Origin of the sequence: Rhodococcus sp. 008, from assembly GCF_001682295.1 — a bacterium.
Taxonomy (GTDB): domain Bacteria; phylum Actinomycetota; class Actinomycetes; order Mycobacteriales; family Mycobacteriaceae; genus Rhodococcus_F; species Rhodococcus_F qingshengii.
Window position 1 is genome coordinate 404,888 of the sequence record NZ_CP015203.1, and the last position, 17,700, is coordinate 422,587.

Sequence of the window (17,700 nt, forward strand, 5' to 3'; positions counted from 1 at the left end):
GCCCTCGCTACCCGTTCGATCGTGAACTCCCCGCACCAGACTCCTTACCGGTGGGCGGTAGAGGTGAATTGATATGTTGCCGCATCGACGATCTCGTCAGGGGTGATGGCGATCTCGTCGTTCAACCATGCGGTGACCAACTCGGCCAAGCCGCCCACAAACAGCAATCCGTTGATTTCGCCCTGGTGTGGTGGCCATGCCCGGTCGCCGTACATTCGGGTGGCTTCGTCGGCCACCATCTGAGCAAAACCCCGCAGCGCTGCACGTCGGTGTGTGCGCAGAGGTTCGAACGCTGCGGATTCGATCATCGCAACACGTCCCTTGCGTGGATCGTCGGTCAAAATGGTGACGAATGACGCTATGGCATTTCGTACGCGCTGCTCGAGCGTCCCGCCGCTCACCCGAAGTGCATCCAGTCCGGCTTCGCGGACTTCGTCGGCGATTCCGTCCAGGACCTTCTGCAGGAGTTCGTCTCTGCTGGTGAAACTTTCGTAGAAGTACCGCTCGGTCAACTTGGCGTGCGCGCAGATGGCGGTCATGGTGGCGCCACTCTTGCCTGTAGCAGCAAAGACTTCCAATGCGGCTTCGAGCAAGGTTTCACGCCGCAGTGCTGCACGCTGGTCGCCGCTCAGGCCCGCGTATCGACGTGGCGTAGGAGAAGTCATAGGTCGATATTGACAGATCCGATCACTGTGACGCAGACTACCCATATCTGACAGGATGCACTGTCAGATCAATGCGGAAGTCGAGGTTCATCCATGTCCAAGATCCTGGCCGATCCACCAGCACAGTCGCAGTTACTCCCGATCTCGGGCCGATCGGGGCTCCCCGGTGTCGGGCACGCACTCGAATACATCCGCGATCCCCTCGCCTTGATGCAAAAGCACTGGGACCGCTACGGCGAGATCTCCTGGTTCTCGATGATCGGGCGACGTTGGGTCGCGGTCCTCGGCCCCGACGCATGCCAAGAAGTGCTGCAGAACAAAGATCGAGCATTCGTCAACGGCGACGGCTGGTCGGTCCTGATCGGCCCCTTCTTCCACGGCGGCCTCATGCTTCTCGACTCGGAAGAACATCTACGACACCGCCGGATCATGCAGCAAGCGTTCACCCGATCACGCCTGGAAAAAACAGTCGACGTTCTCAACCCGGCGATCGCCTCGGCGCTCGACGCCTGGACTCCCACCGACGGATTCCGCGCCTACACCGCACTCAAATCACTCACCCTCGATCTCGCCACCGACATCTTCATGGGAGGCGCGGAAGGATCCACCGAGAGCCAAATCGACTCGGTGAAAAAAGCTTTCGTCGATTGTGTACAGGCAGCCACCTCAGTCGTGCGCTACAACGTCCCAGGAACCAGGTGGAAGCGAGGACTCGACGGACGCCGAGTCCTGGAAGACTTCTTCCGGCAGTACCTACCGGCACGCCGATCACACGAAACCGATGACCTGTTCTCCGTGCTCTGCCACATCGAATCCGAAGCAGGACAACGCTTCAGCGACGACGAAGTCGTCGACCACATGATCTTCCTCCTGATGGCCGCGCACGACACCTCCACCATCACCATCTCCACGATGATGCAATACCTGGGCCAACACCCACAGTGGCAGGACAGATGCCGGGCAGAGTCCCTCGCGTTGGGAACAGCGTCACCGAGCTACGCCGATCTCGACGGACTCGTCAGCCTCGATCTGGTCATGAAGGAATGCCTCCGGATCGTCTCACCGGTACCGGTCATGGCGCGCCGCGCGGTCCGCGACACCCAGGTCCAGGGACATTTCGTGCCTGCAGGAACGTACGCGGCGGTGGTGCCGCATTTCACGCACCACATGTCGCAGTACTGGCCCGAACCAGAACGCTTCGATCCCGAGCGCTTCGCGGAGCATCGACGCGAAGACAAGGTGCACCGATACGCGTGGGAGCCGTTCGGTGGTGGTGTGCACAAATGCCTCGGCATGCACTTCGCCGGCGCCGAGATCAAAGCGATCATGCATCATCTCCTTCTGCGCTTCGACTGGCGCGTCGACGCCGACTACGTCGCCCCGCTCAACTTCACGTCCCTGCCGTTCCCCTCCGACGGACAACCGGTCGATCTGCGTTTCCTCGAGCAGTGAGGATGCGTCAGAAATCTTGCTCTACAGGCGGATGCAGCCACCGCTCCTGATCGCTCACATCATCGACGAATGCTCTGACGAGTTCGTACCGTCCTACGAAAGTACAAACGGACGCAACGAAATTCAGTTCTCCCACAAAACATCGACGTAGTAGGAGTTGGCGTGGAACGTACCCTGTTCGAACCGGAACATGATCTTTTCCGGGAGTCCTTCCAGAAGTTCTTGGCACAGCACGTCGCACCCTTCCACGACAAGTGGGAAGAGCAGAACATCGTCGATCGCGACGTCGGGACTGTAAGAACAACGGTGTAACTCTGAAAGGAGATACGCCACTATGACTGACGTGATTGAACGTGAGACAGAGACGAACTCGGCTCAGCCGGGTATCAGCGATGCGCGGCTCAAAGAGCTGGTCGAGCAGGCGCGAGCCGAAGGGCTGCAGTTGACCGGAGATGGTGGATTGCTGTCGAAGCTGACCAAGCTAGTCGTGGAGTCCGCGCTCGAAGGCGAGATGGACGACCACCTCGGATACGGCAAGAGCGACCCGGCAGGGAGGGGCAGCGGCAACTCCCGCAACGGCAGACGAGCCAAGAACGTGTTGACCGAGGCCGGCCCGGTCGAACTCGAGGTGCCCCGTGACCGGGATTCCTCCTTCGAGCCGAAGATCGTGGCCAAGCGGCAGCGTCGGCTGTCGGGCGTGGAGGACATGGTGATCTCATTGTCGGCCAAGGGTTTGACGACCGGTGAGATCGCTGCACACCTGGCCGAGGTGTACGGAGCTGATGTGTCCAAGCAGACGATCTCGACGATCACCGAGCGGGTGATGGAAGGCATGGCCGAGTGGCAGAACCGGCCGTTGGATCCTGTGTACCCGGTGTTGTTCATCGACTGCATCCACGTCAAGATTCGCGAGGGCAACGTCGCTAACCGGCCGATCTACGTCGCGATGGGGGTGACTGTCGACGGCACCCGCGACATCCTCGGATTGTGGGTCGGTGAGCACGGCGACGGGGAGGGAGCGAAGTACTGGCTTCGGGTGTTGTCCGAGCTGAAAAACCGTGGTGTGCAGGATGTTCTGATCGTCGTGTGCGATGGTCTCAAGCATCTACCCGACTCGATCGAGCAAGTGTGGCCACAGACCATCGTGCAGACTTGTGTGGTCCATCTTCTCCGTAACACCTACGCCTATGCCTCCCGCAAGGACTGGTCCGAGATCGCCAAGGACCTCAAACCCGTCTACACGGCTCCGTCGGAGCAGGCCGCGCTCGACCGATTCGCAGAGTTCAGTGACAAATGGGAGAAACGCTATCCCGCGATCATCAGGCTCTGGACTAACGCCTGGGCTGAGTTCGTGCCGTTCCTACAATTCGACAACGCCATCCGGCAGGTCATTTACACGACCAACCCCATCGAGAGTGTCAACGCTCGAATCCGCAGGGCTGTCAAGGCCCGTGGACACTTTCCGACCGAGGCCGCGGCCTTGAAATGCGTGTATCTGGCCATCATGAGCCTCGATCCCAAAGGCACCGCCCGCAGGCGCTGGTCCAACCGATGGAAGGCAGCACTGAATGCCTTCGAGATAACGTTCGACGGACGGCTGTCTGCCGGACGAAAGTAGTTAGAAACCAATCAATTACACCGTTTTCTGGACAGACCCGCGACGTCTGGGTGGAAGCCGGCAAGCAAGGTTTCCTGGGAATGGCCGTTCCCGAGGAATTCGGCGGCGGCGGCGTCAAAGACTTCCGATACAACGTCGTCATCACCGAGGAAGCCACCAAGGCTGGTTACAGCGGTATCGGTTTCATGCTCCACAGCGACGTCGTGGCGCCCTATCTGGTCGATCTGTGCAACAACGAGCAGAAACAGCGTTGGCTGCCGGGATTCACCTCGGGAGAACTGATCTCAGCGATCGCCATGACAGAACCCGGAACCGGCAGCGACCTGCAGGGCATCAAGACCAGAGCCGTCCGCGACGGCGATGACTGGATTCTCAACGGGTCCAAGACGTTCATCACCGACGGCATCAACGCCGACATCGTCATCGTCGTTGCGTGCACTGATCCCGACATCGGAGCGCAAGGCTTCAGCCTCTTCTTTGTCGAGCGCGGAATGCCAGGCTTCGAACGAGGGCGCAACCTCGACAAGATCGGGTTAAAGCCACAAGACACCGCAGAACTGAGCTTCACCGACGTCCGAGTCCCCGCCTCCAACATGCTCGGCGAGGAGGGAATGGGCTTCCTCTACCTGATGAAGAACCTTCCCCAGGAGAGGCTTTCCATCGCCGTGGTCGCTGCTGCAGTCATGGAATCCGTTCTGGAGAGCACGATCCAGTACTGCCGCGAGCGCAAGGCCTTCGGCAGGTCGATCGGTAGCTTCCAAAACACCCGATTCGTACTGGCGGAAGAGACCACGAAGACTACGGCCGTCCGCGTTCTCGTAGACAAGTTCATCGAGCAACTCAATGCCGAGAAATTGACCGTGCAAGAAGCCGCCATGGCTAAATGGTGGACCACCGAAGCCCAGGTCAAACTGATCGACCGATGCCTCCAACTCCACGGCGGCTACGGCTACATGAAGGAATACCCCATCGCTAAGGCATACATGGATTCTCGTATCCAGACCATCTACGGCGGCACCACCGAGATCATGAAGGAGATCATCGGGCGATCCTTGAACCTTTGATCGAGTCCGTAATCAAGACCTGAAATGGAACTGTCGGCGGGCTGGATTTTCGATGTAGCTATCTCTACTTGTGACAATTGGAGAATATCGAAGCGATAGGCCCTGGTGCATTCACGATGGCGAGGGTCACGGTGCGTCAGATCGGAAGAATAGCCCTCTGAACTGTGAAGATCGAACTCCCGAAGGCGGCAATCCGGAGCATTGAGAGGAGTCGTCATCCTCACTAAGTCCTCAGACGCTAACCGATCGTGTCGCATGTTGAAACCATGACGTTGTGTACCGTGAGGTCACCGTCTGACTGCGGCCTGCCCGAGTATCCGACTCCGTGAAGGAAACCGTTAGTGCGGTTCGCCCCCCGGCAAGCTCATGGTAGCTTTTCTCGCTCAGTGCTGACCGCCTAGCCGAAATTCAGGGAACACCGACGATTCGGCCGAGCCTGTGATTCACCGCGTCCTCCTCCTGATCACAGGCTTGGACACTGATGCATCGCCCGCGTTGAGGAAATGTGCTTCGGCGATGTTCAGTCATCAAGATTTTGTCGTTTCCAGGCATCGGGCAGCTCACTGGTGATCTATACGCGGTAAGTGACGAGAATTTCCTTTCTCGCACCCACCCCCGGCCGACCACGACGACAGCCTGAACCTTCTGCTGCTGTGCTGTCACCCCGCCCTTTCCTCCGCGTCCCGCATCGCCCTCACACTGCGCGCGGTGGGCGGGTTGACGACCGCAGACATCGCACACGCCTACGGGGTAACCGAACAGACCATGGCCGTGCGGATCAGCCGCGCAAAGCAGCAGATCCAAAAGAGCGGTGCCCGATTCGAATTCACGGTGAACGACGACTTCTCGGGCCGCCCCTCCACAGTGATGCGTATTCTGTATCTGATCTTCAACGAGGGATACACGGTGACCACCGGTTCAAAGCTGACCCGAACCGACCTGACCGGCGAGGCTATTCGCCTCACACGACTCCTCCACGCACTCGTTCCCGATGATCCCGAACCGGCAGGCCTTCTCGCGCTCATGCTGCTGATCGATTCGTGCCGCGCAACGCGCACCTCGGAGAACGGTGATCTCATTCCGCTAGCCGACCAAGACCGAACGCGGTGGGACCACAACTATCCAAGAAGGATCGGAACTGATCCTCACCGCATGGTCACAAGGGAACGTGGGAACGTACCGCCTACAGGCCGCCATCGCCGCCGTTCATGCATCCGCTCCTATCGCCGAGGAGACCGACTGGAAACAGATCGCTGCGCTCTACCTGGCGCTCGAACAAGTCGAGCCCAGCGGGCTCGTCATGCTCGCACGAGTCGTCGCCGTTGCCCACGCCTTCGGCCCTGCTCGCGCCAACGTCCTGCTCGCGCCAACGTCCTGCTTGAGCAACTAGACCGTGATCACCGACTTCTCCAGCATCCCCTGACCCGGCATCGCGCGCACGCGATCCGTGCACACCTCCGAGAAGCGGAAGGAGATGCCGTCGCGGCGAGAGAAGACTTCCTCGCGGCCGCGGATATGACGAAGAACGATCCAGAGTCTCGATACTTTCCCGAAGGCGAACGGCGAATAAAATGGCCCCAATAGTACACAAGCCTTCGATGCCGGTAGGACACCTTGATGCCCTGGTGGTACTCGCACACTCCCGATAACTCGCCTCGGCTGGCTGACGCGGTCAGCAACCAGATGATCAGAGCACGGCCGGTCGTGCAGCAGAACCCAGAACATAGGACCACGTCCCGAACTATGTCGACCATCGTGGTGCCGCCCTGCTGCGCCTCACCGACGCATCCCGATGCACTCCAGACGGGTCGGGACGCGATATTGGCTACGGACGCCTGTGATGACACACCGGATCCGGATCCGGAACGATCTTCTCCAACACAATTTCGTATTACACTAATAGCTATGACTGACGAAACGATCAACGATCAGCCCGTCACCGACAACATGATCGAAGAATGGGCAAACGAAGCCGAAACCGGCTACGACGTCGAAAAGTTACGCAAACGGGGCCGACCCGCCCTCGGCGTCGGCCCCGGCGCAGTAGTACCCGTACGGATGGACGCCGCATTGCTCGAAGCGTTGAACGCCCGCGCAGAACAAGAACACGTCTCCCGATCCGAAGCGATCCGAGAAGCAGTGCGTGCCTGGACCCAGGTCGCGTGAAAGCCCATAAATCCGCACTCAAACACGCAATCAGCGAAGACGCCAGCATCTACGCGGCAGAGCACCACGTCTATGTCGCCGACTTGGACAACGACAACCTCGCCCGCCAATTCCGGCTGGGCTTCGACCCGAACGGACGCCTCCTGGAGCTGGTTGTGCTGCGCTTCGACAGCGGAAACGAGCTACTCATACACGCTATGAAGGCCCGACCTCAGTACGTCGATCTCCTGTAATCGATCTTTGTTCACCGAGTGCGATGCAGGGAAGTCGACCTGCTTGCCAGTACGACGACGACATCGCCATCAACACTCGGTGACCACGGCTTGCACCGACACAGGTATGTTCGCGGCCACCGCCCCGTGCCGAGAACTGGCACCACCGACCGTTCTCGCCATCAGTGGGGCGACATGCAGCTCACACAACATCCCTCATCCCCATGACACTGACTATTCACACCCCGAAGTTGTTCAGTGACATGACAAATGAATACCCAGATGCCAGAGAGGTAGCGCTCGACAACAGCCACGTTCGGCGCTGACTCCGTCAGCTCTATGGCGACGGCACTGAACCCGATCCACGACTCAGTCTCGCCAACGAACCCTCCTGGCGCACGAGCACCCGATCTCAGATGCCACGTCTGCTGTTGCTGGATTTCTGTATTGCCGCGATGTACTTAGGCGGGTTAGGTTTCGCGGACGACGATCCGACAAGCGACTTCAAGGTCGCCTCACAGATGTTGCCCCACAAGGAATTATAAAAACTCCTGCCAAACAGGACACGAAGGCCGTTCCCACCTCCCGGCCAGGCACGCGACGCGGGACCAATTGCTCTCGTCGTCATCGGCGCAATCGTGGCAGCAGTGATCGTTCTGCGCCCGTCACCGGGCAACCCGAACGTGGACAATCCAGCCGCCGCTGGCAGCACGTCCTCAACGACCACGACTGCCGGACCGGTCACCGACGCCGACACCGTCAAAGGGGCCCTCCCCACAGCTTTGAGCAGTGCCTCCGAAAACTGCCGGCAATCCACCTTCACCACCGACGGTGCCCTCGTGATCAGCTGCGATATCAAAAAATCCAACCAACTCGCCGAAAGCTTCTCCGAATACGGCAATAGCTTCACAGCCAGCCTCGACCTGAAACAAGCGAGAAAACACTTCTCGGATACCGCGAATACGACTACGGGAACTACACCCTGGTCGAAAACGACGCCCGCACAGCAGGAGTCAACATCAGCGACGGCGCCACCGGACAAGTATCGGGAAGTTACGTCAACATGGAAACCGGCCTCACAATCGACGTCTACAGCATGACCGACAGCGCTGCTGTCACTAGCTTCTTCAAAAAGACAGGGCTCCTCTGATTTCCAGTCCACCAAAGCCGAGCCACACAGGACGAATGTTTGGCCGCCACGACCCCGCGATTCCCATCCCGAAAGACTCTTCACACTCGCGCCTGACCTCGCACGATCACGCTCGCCCGGCCAGTACTCCACCACGTCGAGAACAAGCCAAGCCATCACCACGGACGAAAAACCAACCGGCGCTCGAAGTAAAGAGACCGAAGACATGAGAAGCCCGCCAGCTTTCGTCTCGACTGTGCCTGCCGCACATCACGAAGCGCTTTGGCAGATGCCCTATTGGCGGTCATACCAAGTTCCTGACTCTCCGACTGGGGCCGGGTCTTGGGCCGTCGCCACGCGCCCGACGCATTCGGATCGTGTGACAATCGGGGCGAGGTAGAAGCCTGCCGCCCTAGGCGAGTGGACAGCCGGAGGGCAGGCCCTGCGCGGACGAACTGACCACTCAGAATCACCGCGGCGACCATATGCTAACCGAATTCGATCCCAAGATGCCAGTTTTCTTGCAGTGCTCAATGTTTGGGATCTTTGTCCACTGTTTCGACGACAGACGTGAAGGTCAGGGGTGCACACTGAATGAGGGGTGCATCCGCGAATCCGTCGATGGCGGTACTCAGAGGTCCGCGAGAAGCGATTACTGGACAGGCGGGCAGTATGGCGGTGGTGGTGCACCCCGATCCCGGAACGCGGCGTACGTGCCGAATCAGGAGACGATGAAATCCGAATCCGAAATGACCGTCGCTCAAGGTGGCAACCCCATCAACGAAAACCCTGGTGATTCAGCCGATACCGAGTCAGAGGTCAGCGCCGTACCCGTGGATGCGATGGCTGCTGAGGGTCCATCTCGACATCGGCGTAGGAGCAACACCCTGAGTCGGTGTCAGAACGATTCGACTAGCCACCGAGCTTTTCGCAACATCACGACAGAAGTACTGTCGTCAAAACTCACGAACCCCGGGCGAATTCAGTAAGCAGTGCCACACCGACATCGAGTCCACGGATCCATGAAAAAATACAGGTTATGCGCACAGGATTCGGAGCGTGGATTCGTGATCAGATCGATGCTCGAGGCTACGAGAGCATCGAGGACGCTGCGCGGGCGCCAGGCGTGCATCCGTCGTTGTTGCGTCATTGGGCAACGATCGTGCGATCACCGCCCCCGCAGGTACTTCGGCAAGTCGCAGCACTGTTCGATGCGCCCATACAAGACGTGCTGATCGCCGCCGGCTACATGACCGAAGACGAGAACCGCCCTCTCTCCCCGACCAGGATGTCGCTGCAACAAATGTCGAACAAGCAAATCCTCGACGAAATACGCCGCCGCACAGTAGGAGACACCGGAAGGCCCCCTATTCCAGTCCGAGTGAACGGAGTACTTCACACCCAGGACGGCTGGACCAGCACACCTTAGGCGTTCCGCCCCTCGGTTCGTTCGCTGTATCTAGACAAATCACTAGCGAGCCGCGTCGTCCTGCCGCTCGTCAGATGCACTCTCACTGTCGCCCTGGAACGGGAAACAAGCAGCGAGTGGGGCAGACTACGTGAGTTCTTCGGCAACCGCAGCCCGACGATCGAGGCGATCACCCGCTCCCAACAGCGCCCAGTTACTGCAGATCGAGGTGCAACCGCAGTGCATCCTCGAGCGCGGCGAAAGTCTCCATCCCGACCTTGCCGACAGGTTCAGGATCCAGATGCCGAATCGATACCGACCGCACTTGCTCCGCTTGCGCTTTCGACGCTCGCGCCAGACCTGATTCGTCGGACTCGACCATCACCTGAAACGGAAACACGTGCGCAGTATTGGTAGTCAACGGCACCACGGTGATCACGCCCCTGCCGTGATTTTCTGCAGTAACATTGGCCCGGTCGTTGCTCACCACCACCGCCGGTCGTCGTTTCGCCGCTTCACTGCCCTGCGCGGGATCGAGATCCACCCAGTGAATGTGCGCGCGGCGAATCATTCGGCGTCTGCAGTGACAGCGTCCCACACTTCATCTACGTCACCTTCAGCAAAGGCTGCGGCGTAGTCACGTTCGAGTCCGGACGTCGAGAGTAGGCGGAGTGCTGCTCGAATTCCTGCCGACCGGCCACGAAGTCCGTGATCACGCACATACTCATCGAGTAGGTGTGCATCCTCGTCAGGGAGACTTATGGTGAATTTCGTGGTCATACTTTAAGCGTACCAAAGTATGATCTGGTGGTAACCCGTGAAAACCGCTTTGCCGCCTCGCCAGTAAGAAAGAGCCCGTTCGGAAGAGGCAGCGACCCCGAAGCTTTTCCGAACCGCATAGTTGCCAGGTCGCTGGCGTTTCGGTGACAGCGATCCGCGACTGCGTTAGTGAGGTGGCAGAAGTTGATCGAGAAGAACTTTGGCACCGATAGGCGACAACGCTCGATTGCCCGACGCAACTCACGTAACGCGGCCAAAGGTTGCTCCGAAGCAAATTCCCGCTGCCGCCAGTACGTCTGCAGCCCAACGCGTTCCGGTTTGGACTGCTTCATGCTCGGTGCCGCCGAACACGTCGGCCAGATTCTTCCTGCCGCCCACAGGACGGCGTGCCGCGCCAGCAACACCCACCACTAAAGCCAATGCCGTACAGAGTGCGATCACACCATGAAGGCCACCGCCGATCTACCGGGAGCGCCTGACGCAAACTCCGCTCTTGCAGGCTCGGCGCTGAACAGGTCTCAGCCAACCGACGGCACTTCGGTGATGGCGTCGGCGGTCACGAGCATGTCGATCTCGACGCTGTTGGTTCCGCCGGAATCGGTGACGCGCACAGTTACCCCTGCCAGAGCCATTGGTCGTCGTGCATTTCCGCCCAGAATTTCAATTCAGATAGCGACTTCCATCGAAACTGGTTGTTACACAGTCACTTAAGAAAGAGAACTGACACAACTTGAAAGTTACCGGTGAGATATTTCCACTGTTACCGATCGCCATCCGAGCAACAAACCACGGGCTATCGGATCCCCGTCGCATGACGAAAGACGTGCGGGCCGATCCACATGATCAACTGTCTGCGCCGCCTCGGATGTCGTCGCGGTGCAGGGACGCGAGTTCGGCGAGGTGAGTTCCGACCCGATCAAGCGGGACACCGACCGTGACGAGATCGCGAGAACCTCGTCCTGCACGTATCCCACCGTATAGGTCGGCAGATGCACACAACGGCCTAACGTCGACCACGTCCAGCGCCGTCGTCTCGACAGGAGGACCCACACCACCATCAAATGCCGAGAGCTGCGTGCATGGTGCGATATTGAGCGTCCCTTTCGCCCTTCCGGACTTACCCGTGGACGTGCAGACTCATACAGTTACTGTGGACGCGTAGTCACACTTAGTTTACTGTGGGCACATCTGAGGTAGATGCCACAAAGGAGCCCGAAATGCAGTTCCTCACACTTCGTCGCATGCGGCGTACCGCGCCATCTGTCCGCTCAACTACGGGGCGCAATACCGTCAACGAACATCGCGATTACCACGACACTTTGCGCACACTGTCCGAGGCATCCTCGACAGGGCTCCACTTCGAGCGTTCAAAGACATCGCCTGGAATTCGCCCGAGTTCGCCGCCCCCGCGGACGACCCAAGATGGACACTCCCCGCGGTCGACCCCTTGTCCCACACCGACTGGTACCGCGCGCTCTCACCCCAGGAACAACGGCGGGTTGCCCGGATTCGGCTCGCATCTATAACAAAGACCGGCTCCCAGTTCGAGCAACTGCTCCTTCTCGGCGGTACCCAGTTCTTGATGGGCCTGGCGAACGAGAACCCCGAATTCCGCTACTTCATGCACGAACTCACCGAAGAGACACACCACATCCAGATGTTTCAGGAGTTCACCAACCGGGTGGCTCCGGAGGTACACGGTGCCCCAACGTGGCTTGTCAAGGCCTTCCCCCTCGTCGGTTCGCTCGGATCGCTGTGGCCCAGTTTCTTCTTTCAGATCATCCTCGCTGGAGAGGAGCCCATCGACCACATCCAGAAGAGCATCATGCGCGGCGGTGGCATTCACCCGCTCACCGACCGCATCATGCAGATCCATCTCGCCGAGGAAGCACGTCACATCGGGTTCGCCCATGCATGGCTGCGCCATCACGCTCCGCGCATGAGCCGATTCAACCGCCTCGCACTCGGCCTCACCACGCCTGTAGTCATGCGCATAGGGTTTTGGTCCATCGTCGTCCCGAGCCGGCAGGACGCGACGTTGCTGGGTATCCCCCGCAATGTTCTGCGCGAGACCTACTCGATGCGCAACCCCGATTTCCGGCGACTCCTTGCAGAGTCCTGCGCAGACGTCCGGAGCCTCGCCGACGCCAACGAAATGCGCACCCGGCTCACCCTCTGGTCCTGGCGGCTCACCGGAACCGACGGCCGGCTCTCGCGTTACCGCAACGAGCCGTCCAGGGCCGCGGCTTGACGATCTGCAACCCGCGACGCAGCTGCCCCTCTCCCACTTCGACAGACAGCTGCGTTACCCACTCACCACGGACGAGGCAATGGCGCACAGATATCAGCGCACCAACCCAATGCCCACACCCGAATCGCCCCATCGAATTAGTAGTCGAGTGCGATGAGCAGATCTACGAACACGTCGATTTGCACGCAGCAGTTGTGCTCGACGACGCTGGCGAGATATTCGGCTGTCTTTGAATGCTGGGTGTCTGAGTCCGCCCCCGGTGAACAGGTGGACGGTAAGTATCCGAACCTTGCGCTACGTTCAATCTTTGCCGTCATCGGGGCATCACCCCTGCCACCTGCTCTTACGATAAACACCGCAGATCATCGTGGCTGCAGAAATTCGCGATCGTCGTCGGACGTCTGCGGTGAACCTAGCGAAAGTCAGCCCGAGATTCGCCAAATCGCAACATGCGGAGGTCTTCCAAACCAGCTGCTCGGTTCATTGCCTCGCGATACGGAGTACAGGAAATTCGACAAACCGACGATGTTCACACCCATTGGATCCTCGAGATAGCCGGGGAAGTACGAGAATTCGATGCCACCATTACCGAACAGCATCCCCACGAACGTATCGCCTGGAAATCGGATGCAGGACCCAACCATGAATAGACATCGACCTGACGGCATCGTCGAAAACGTCGCCGACAAACCGGAGTACTCACCCACAGAGTCACAAAGGATATGGAGAACTTCGAGGGGTTTATCGAATCCCGCGACCAGGAAACAGGCGCCTGGCGAGGAAACATCGAACGTCCGGACCGGATGCGCCCCGACGAAGCCTGAACTCCCCGCAGCCAGCACCGGGGAAACTGCTGCAGCAGGAGAAGACGCCGGCTACTGGAAGGACGATCGCTCCTCGGCGACACGGTTCCACCGGAGGGTACTACGGCTGCCCCGGCTCAATACGTGCATGCCGAGCGTGCCGGCGATCTTCGCCACGTGAGGACGACCGGAGCCACTGAAAATTTAGACACATCACCACTATCAGACCGACACCCAGCATCACGAGCAACAGAACTACGTTCACCGTCAGCTCACTCGCCTTTCCGACATCGAATTACGCACTCACACAACACAGGACGCAATGCTTAGATGTATGTCGGGATATGCGCTGGGCGCCTGCGCTCAGGCCGCGGTCACACCTTGAATTGATCGGGCTGCCGATACGCGCATCCTCGATGTCGTCGAAAAACCACTTCCGGTCGGCTCTTCGGCCTCCGCGATCGCGTCACGCTCGCTGGCGGGCGCGACCCCCATGACCTCCCGCCACCACCGCTCACGTTCCTCAGATTCGGCCCACACAATTACATCCATCCCTGTCTCCTCATCGACCCTCGGGTTTGTTACCCAGATCACTATTTCTGGAAACGTGGGACGAGTGAATGGATGCCGCTGACACAGCCTCTACGCCTCATCCTCTCGCAGTCGTCCGCGAACCGGCCACGAGTTCTCACCCCTACGGGCAACGAACCGGTTTGCCGGCTCCGCGAACGAGATGCACTGCGCAGAGGTACGTTGCACGCCCGGTCCTTCCTGTTGTATTCACTTCTGCGCGTTCATCTTTCATCGCCACCTTCGCGCTTCGCAGGGAATCGGTACACCTGAATTCCACCCTCACGATCGGTGTATTGAATGCTCCAGAGCGTGCGATCGACCTGCCCCAATTCGATACTCCGGACAGCTTCCTCCAAGGTCGGGTACTCCGCTGTGCGCTCCGCCGCGCCGTCGTAGAGAAAAGTGAAATGCATTGCGTACTCGTCCTTTCTTTCAGATCTACTGTTTGCCTGCCCCATCGACGCGTCGCCGACGCCTCCGGATGCCGACCTTGGCGTCAGCGCCGGATAATGGCACGCACACGTGCTGGCGACACACTCACAGACTTGGGCAGAGTTTCTTCTCACTCACGGCTCAGCTCAGGCTGCGACCGCGATCTGCATTGACGCGAGGGATTGCGAGGTTCGCAGCTTTTCGAGTGTTTGGGTGAGGAGTCGGGAGACGTGCATCTGGGATAGCCCGACCTTCTCCGCAATTTCCGCTTGGGTCAGTTCCCCGAAGAACCGGTACAGCACGATGGTGCGTTCACGTTCAGGCAGAGCGAGGAGTGCCGGTCGGAGTGTTTCGTGGTTGTCGACGCCGTCGAGCGCAGAGTCGAAGTCTCCCAACGTATCTGCGATCGACCGCCCATCACTGACCGTGGTCGCGTCGAGGGACGCCGCGTGATAGGAATCGCCGGCGGCGACGATCTCCGCGACCTCGGTGGGCTCGACTCCGAGCTCTTTCGCTAATTCCGGCACCGTAGGCTCGCGCCCGAGATCGTGTGTGAGAGAAGAGCGGGCCTTGTTGAGCGCAAGATAGTTTTCCTGCAACGAGCGCGGAACACGTACGTCCCAGCCGCGGTCCCGGAAGTGCTTACGCACTTCCCCCATCATCGTCGGTATCGCGAAGGCAAGGAAGTCTTTGCCTTTGGCGAGATCGAAGCGGTTCACCGCACTGACCAGACCGACACTGGCCGCTTGAACGAGGTCCTCGTGCGCTTGTCCGCGGCCGCGGTACCGCAGGGCGATATGGCGAGTCAGTGGTAGACACGACTCGATGATCTGGGTGCGCAGACGCTCGCAGCGTGCGTCACCACCTGGCAGAGAGGCCAACTCTTCGAACATGACCACCACCTGCGCGTATTCGGCATCATTCATGTGCCTGCTCACGGGATTACCAGCTTCTGTCGGTTGGTCGTTGCTCGTGCGTATCGTGCTGCGGGCATCGCCTTCTCCTTCACGTTGATGTTCAGGTGTTGATCGTCTGCAGAACTAAGCGGAATGCGGCGGCTGCGGCCAGGGCGAAGGCCACTCCGGTCAGCGGGCCTGCAAGGACGGAACCGACTCCGCCCAAGATCCCGGCAATCACGATCACCAGGGCGAGGTCGACAGTCACCTGCCGCCACCACGTCCACGTGGCGCCCAGTGGTGTGCTCGGCAGACGCAGTGGCGATCGCCGCTGCGCAGAGTTGCGCCCGACGTCATATGCGGAGGTCATGGCAGTAGTCATTCACGCTCCCAGGGTCGTGCTCACACACAGCTGTTCGATCTGATGTCGTAAATCTATATCAGCGGATGCAGATAAGCGACAACCCACACGGAAGAGAATGCAGGCGTGGAGGCACTGCGATCGGGTTACGCTTGAGATGACCTGCCTATTCAGCGCGTGTTTCCGTTTTTTCCGAGCGGGTAAATCCTGCTCGTGACCATGCCCGACTGCGCGAAAATCTACAGTCACGAGTATCAGATTTGTGACATCAGTCAGCGAAAGGATGATGTCGGACCGTGTTAAAGTCGAGCGATATCCGGTTGGGCCGAAGGAGCAGTGCTGTGGCAGTAACAGATGCAGCAGACGCCCATGCAGCGCCCGCTCGCCGCGGGGTGTACGGAATTTCCGTGATGTCAGAGCTGTCGGGAGTCGGCCCGCAAACCTTGAGGCTCTACGAACGCCGCGGACTTCTGACGCCCGCGCGCACGAGCGGGGGGACCCGCCGCTACAGCGAAGCGGACCTGGCCACGTTGAGGCGTATCAGCACGTTGATCGCCGACGGAATCAACCTGTCCGGCATCGGTGTCATCCTCGCGCTGGAAACCCAGAACGCGATTTTGGCCGAGCGGATAGCTCAGCTCAGCGGCACGTCCGAGGATGGCGCATCGGAATCCGATAGCCGCGCGTCGGCCTGACGGATGGCGCCGAAATCCGCATCGGCCACGATGGCATGCCCGTCTGATTCGAGCTGGCCGACCGCGGCGTCGAAGGCGTCGATGAGCCACGGCTTCCTCGTCTCCGTGAGTACAAGATCACCGCCTGCATCATCGGCTTGGACGATGCGCACCCACCACGATCCGCTGGCATCGGGTTCGTCCCCCAGCCCTCGCGGAGAGTTGGTGGCCAGAACATGGCGGTTGTACTCGAGATCGACGCGAATGGCGTAGCGGCCGTCGATGTTGACGACGGTGGCGGGCCGCTCTGATGCCGCAGCCAAGGCAACCAACGCGTCGTCGTACAGTGCGGAGAACTTCTTCGTCAGAGGCATAACCGTCCCATCCGTTGGAGGCCGCCATGCAGCAAGCCCGGCGTCAAGACAGTCCACAGCCACAGCCATGACCAAGAACCGACAATCATCCTAACGCCGCTGTGCCCACATTCCTGGTGCGCTCCCACTCGGTGATCATCCCACCTCTGGCCGGACACCGGAATTCAAGAAAGTCGGTGTAGAAGGAATGCTGAGGTGGCGCCCAGACAATCAAACTTGATTCCGCAATGTCCGCCAGCGTCAGGTCCCGCCGCCCCACGAGCGGATGAGAGGAATCGACAGCAATCCGGAGCCTGTCGTAGCCGAGGACGGCTGCGGCGAGATCGGTCGGCGTACTCACCCCGCGACGCAGCCCGACATCGATCGTCTGATCGATCAACGCTCGTTCGATCTCATCGGGAAACAACTGCCGAACCGTGATCGAGAGCTCCGGCATCGCCCGACGGACCGGGGCAATCAGGTCGAATGCCTCTTCGGAGGTCACCGCTGGAGTGTGCCCGACCATGAACGCCGGCACCTGCTCGTGCGCCGCACGGCGGGACGCCGCGGAGAGCGATTCCGTCGCTGCCAGCAACGCGGGCGCACCTTCTCGAAGTTTGCGACCAGCCGCGGTGAGGACAACATTCCGCCCCTGCCTGGTGAAGAGTTCTGCGCCGATCTCCTTCTCCAACAACCGCATTGCAGAACTCATCGCTTGCTGAGACATGAACAACGACCGCGCAGCCTTGGTGAGGCTTCCGTGGTCCGCCGCGGCAACGAACTGCGCGAGACGACGCAGATCGAGCGGCCATTGCACCCGCCCCGTATCAGCGCCCTGCACATCCACATCCATCGAAAGATAT

At 59.8% G+C, this 17,700-nt stretch carries 19 protein-coding genes and 3 pseudogenes; 13 read left to right on the forward strand and 9 right to left on the reverse strand.

From position 1 onward, the window contains the following. Positions 1-44: 44 nt before the first annotated feature. Complete coding sequence (locus tag AOT96_RS32255; RefSeq protein ID WP_058228577.1) at positions 45-665, reverse strand: TetR/AcrR family transcriptional regulator; 621 nt, start codon at positions 663-665, stop codon at positions 45-47. A gap of 93 nt (positions 666-758) precedes the next feature. On the opposite strand from AOT96_RS32255, the gene AOT96_RS32260 reads away from it, so the two are divergent. The 10 genes and pseudogenes from AOT96_RS32260 (at position 759) to AOT96_RS32310 (ending at position 9,735) form a co-directional block, all read left to right on the forward strand. Further along, on the forward strand, positions 759-2,117 hold the full coding sequence (locus AOT96_RS32260; protein WP_058228576.1) for a cytochrome P450: 1,359 nt from the start codon (positions 759-761) through the stop codon (positions 2,115-2,117). 162 nt (positions 2,118-2,279) lie between these two features. Continuing rightward, positions 2,280-2,405: pseudogene (locus AOT96_RS35565) on the forward strand (acyl-CoA dehydrogenase family protein); the annotation flags it as partial. A gap of 46 nt (positions 2,406-2,451) precedes the next feature. Then, positions 2,452-3,735: an IS256 family transposase gene (locus AOT96_RS32270; protein WP_065352562.1), complete on the forward strand. Its 1,284-nt coding sequence runs from the start codon at positions 2,452-2,454 to the stop codon at positions 3,733-3,735. Continuing rightward, positions 3,669-4,799, forward strand: coding sequence for an acyl-CoA dehydrogenase family protein (locus tag AOT96_RS32275; protein ID WP_083197727.1), 1,131 nt, complete (start codon positions 3,669-3,671; stop codon positions 4,797-4,799). Before AOT96_RS32270 ends, AOT96_RS32275 begins: the two co-directional genes overlap by 67 nt. A gap of 651 nt (positions 4,800-5,450) precedes the next feature. Further along, positions 5,451-5,906 (forward strand): annotated as a pseudogene (locus AOT96_RS36495) (DUF6596 domain-containing protein); the annotation flags it as partial. Positions 5,907-5,967: 61 nt separating this feature from the next. Beyond that, positions 5,968-6,189, forward strand: a complete 222-nt coding sequence (locus tag AOT96_RS36205) for a hypothetical protein (RefSeq protein ID WP_058228567.1) — start codon at positions 5,968-5,970, stop codon at positions 6,187-6,189. 515 nt (positions 6,190-6,704) lie between these two features. Beyond that, a complete protein-coding gene (locus tag AOT96_RS32290) occupies positions 6,705-6,965 on the forward strand; it encodes a ribbon-helix-helix domain-containing protein (protein ID WP_058228569.1) in 261 nt (86 codons plus the stop codon). Further along, entirely contained in the window at positions 6,962-7,198 is a 237-nt protein-coding gene (locus AOT96_RS32295) for a hypothetical protein (RefSeq protein ID WP_058228570.1), read from the forward strand. The genes AOT96_RS32290 and AOT96_RS32295 overlap by 4 nt, the downstream gene beginning before the upstream one ends. 617 nt (positions 7,199-7,815) lie before the next feature. Further along, the gene (locus tag AOT96_RS35570; protein ID WP_197523656.1) at positions 7,816-8,277 is read left to right on the forward strand and encodes a hypothetical protein; all 462 of its coding nucleotides are present in this window, start codon (positions 7,816-7,818) and stop codon (positions 8,275-8,277) included. A gap of 1,068 nt (positions 8,278-9,345) precedes the next feature. Further along, positions 9,346-9,735: a helix-turn-helix domain-containing protein gene (locus AOT96_RS32310; RefSeq protein ID WP_058228573.1), complete on the forward strand. Its 390-nt coding sequence runs from the start codon at positions 9,346-9,348 to the stop codon at positions 9,733-9,735. Positions 9,736-9,928: 193 nt separating this feature from the next. Here AOT96_RS32310 and AOT96_RS32315 read toward each other — a convergent pair whose 3' ends face one another. After that, entirely contained in the window at positions 9,929-10,285 is a 357-nt protein-coding gene (locus tag AOT96_RS32315) for a type II toxin-antitoxin system PemK/MazF family toxin (RefSeq protein ID WP_058228574.1), read from the reverse strand. Continuing rightward, complete coding sequence (locus AOT96_RS32320) at positions 10,282-10,494, reverse strand: ribbon-helix-helix domain-containing protein (RefSeq protein ID WP_058228575.1); 213 nt, start codon at positions 10,492-10,494, stop codon at positions 10,282-10,284. Before AOT96_RS32320 ends, AOT96_RS32315 begins: the two co-directional genes overlap by 4 nt. Before the next feature lie 1,375 nt (positions 10,495-11,869). Here AOT96_RS32320 and AOT96_RS32330 point away from each other — a divergent pair. Together AOT96_RS32330 and AOT96_RS36210 are read left to right on the forward strand one after the other, a co-directional pair. Then, complete coding sequence (locus tag AOT96_RS32330) at positions 11,870-12,745, forward strand: AurF N-oxygenase family protein (protein WP_231917506.1); 876 nt, start codon at positions 11,870-11,872, stop codon at positions 12,743-12,745. Between the two features lie 497 nt (positions 12,746-13,242). After that, positions 13,243-13,569 (forward strand): annotated as a pseudogene (locus AOT96_RS36210) (SRPBCC family protein); the annotation flags it as partial. A 342-nt stretch (positions 13,570-13,911) separates the two neighbouring features. On the opposite strand, the gene AOT96_RS32345 reads toward AOT96_RS36210, so the two are convergent. From AOT96_RS32345 to AOT96_RS32360, 4 genes are all read right to left on the reverse strand, one after another. Continuing rightward, a complete protein-coding gene (locus AOT96_RS32345) occupies positions 13,912-14,100 on the reverse strand; it encodes a hypothetical protein (protein WP_058228228.1) in 189 nt (62 codons plus the stop codon). Positions 14,101-14,342: 242 nt separating this feature from the next. Next, complete coding sequence (locus AOT96_RS32350) at positions 14,343-14,534, reverse strand: hypothetical protein (RefSeq protein ID WP_058228227.1); 192 nt, start codon at positions 14,532-14,534, stop codon at positions 14,343-14,345. 165 nt (positions 14,535-14,699) lie between these two features. After that, positions 14,700-15,479, reverse strand: coding sequence for a SigB/SigF/SigG family RNA polymerase sigma factor (locus tag AOT96_RS32355; protein WP_058228226.1), 780 nt, complete (start codon positions 15,477-15,479; stop codon positions 14,700-14,702). Positions 15,480-15,570: 91 nt separating this feature from the next. After that, entirely contained in the window at positions 15,571-15,831 is a 261-nt protein-coding gene (locus tag AOT96_RS32360; protein ID WP_065352996.1) for a hypothetical protein, read from the reverse strand. Between the two features lie 320 nt (positions 15,832-16,151). Between AOT96_RS32360 and AOT96_RS32365 the strand changes: the two genes are divergently transcribed. After that, positions 16,152-16,505 (forward strand): MerR family transcriptional regulator, encoded by a 354-nt coding sequence (locus tag AOT96_RS32365; protein ID WP_065352997.1) that lies wholly within the window; start codon positions 16,152-16,154, stop codon positions 16,503-16,505. Here the strand turns inward: AOT96_RS32365 and AOT96_RS32370 are convergent. Both AOT96_RS32370 and AOT96_RS32375 read right to left on the reverse strand, forming a co-directional pair. Next, positions 16,445-16,858 (reverse strand): hypothetical protein, encoded by a 414-nt coding sequence (locus AOT96_RS32370; protein ID WP_058228224.1) that lies wholly within the window; start codon positions 16,856-16,858, stop codon positions 16,445-16,447. The genes AOT96_RS32365 and AOT96_RS32370 overlap by 61 nt on opposite strands. Before the next feature lie 85 nt (positions 16,859-16,943). Next, positions 16,944-17,690, reverse strand: a complete 747-nt coding sequence (locus AOT96_RS32375; protein WP_058228223.1) for a LysR family transcriptional regulator — start codon at positions 17,688-17,690, stop codon at positions 16,944-16,946. Positions 17,691-17,700 lie beyond the last annotated feature (10 nt).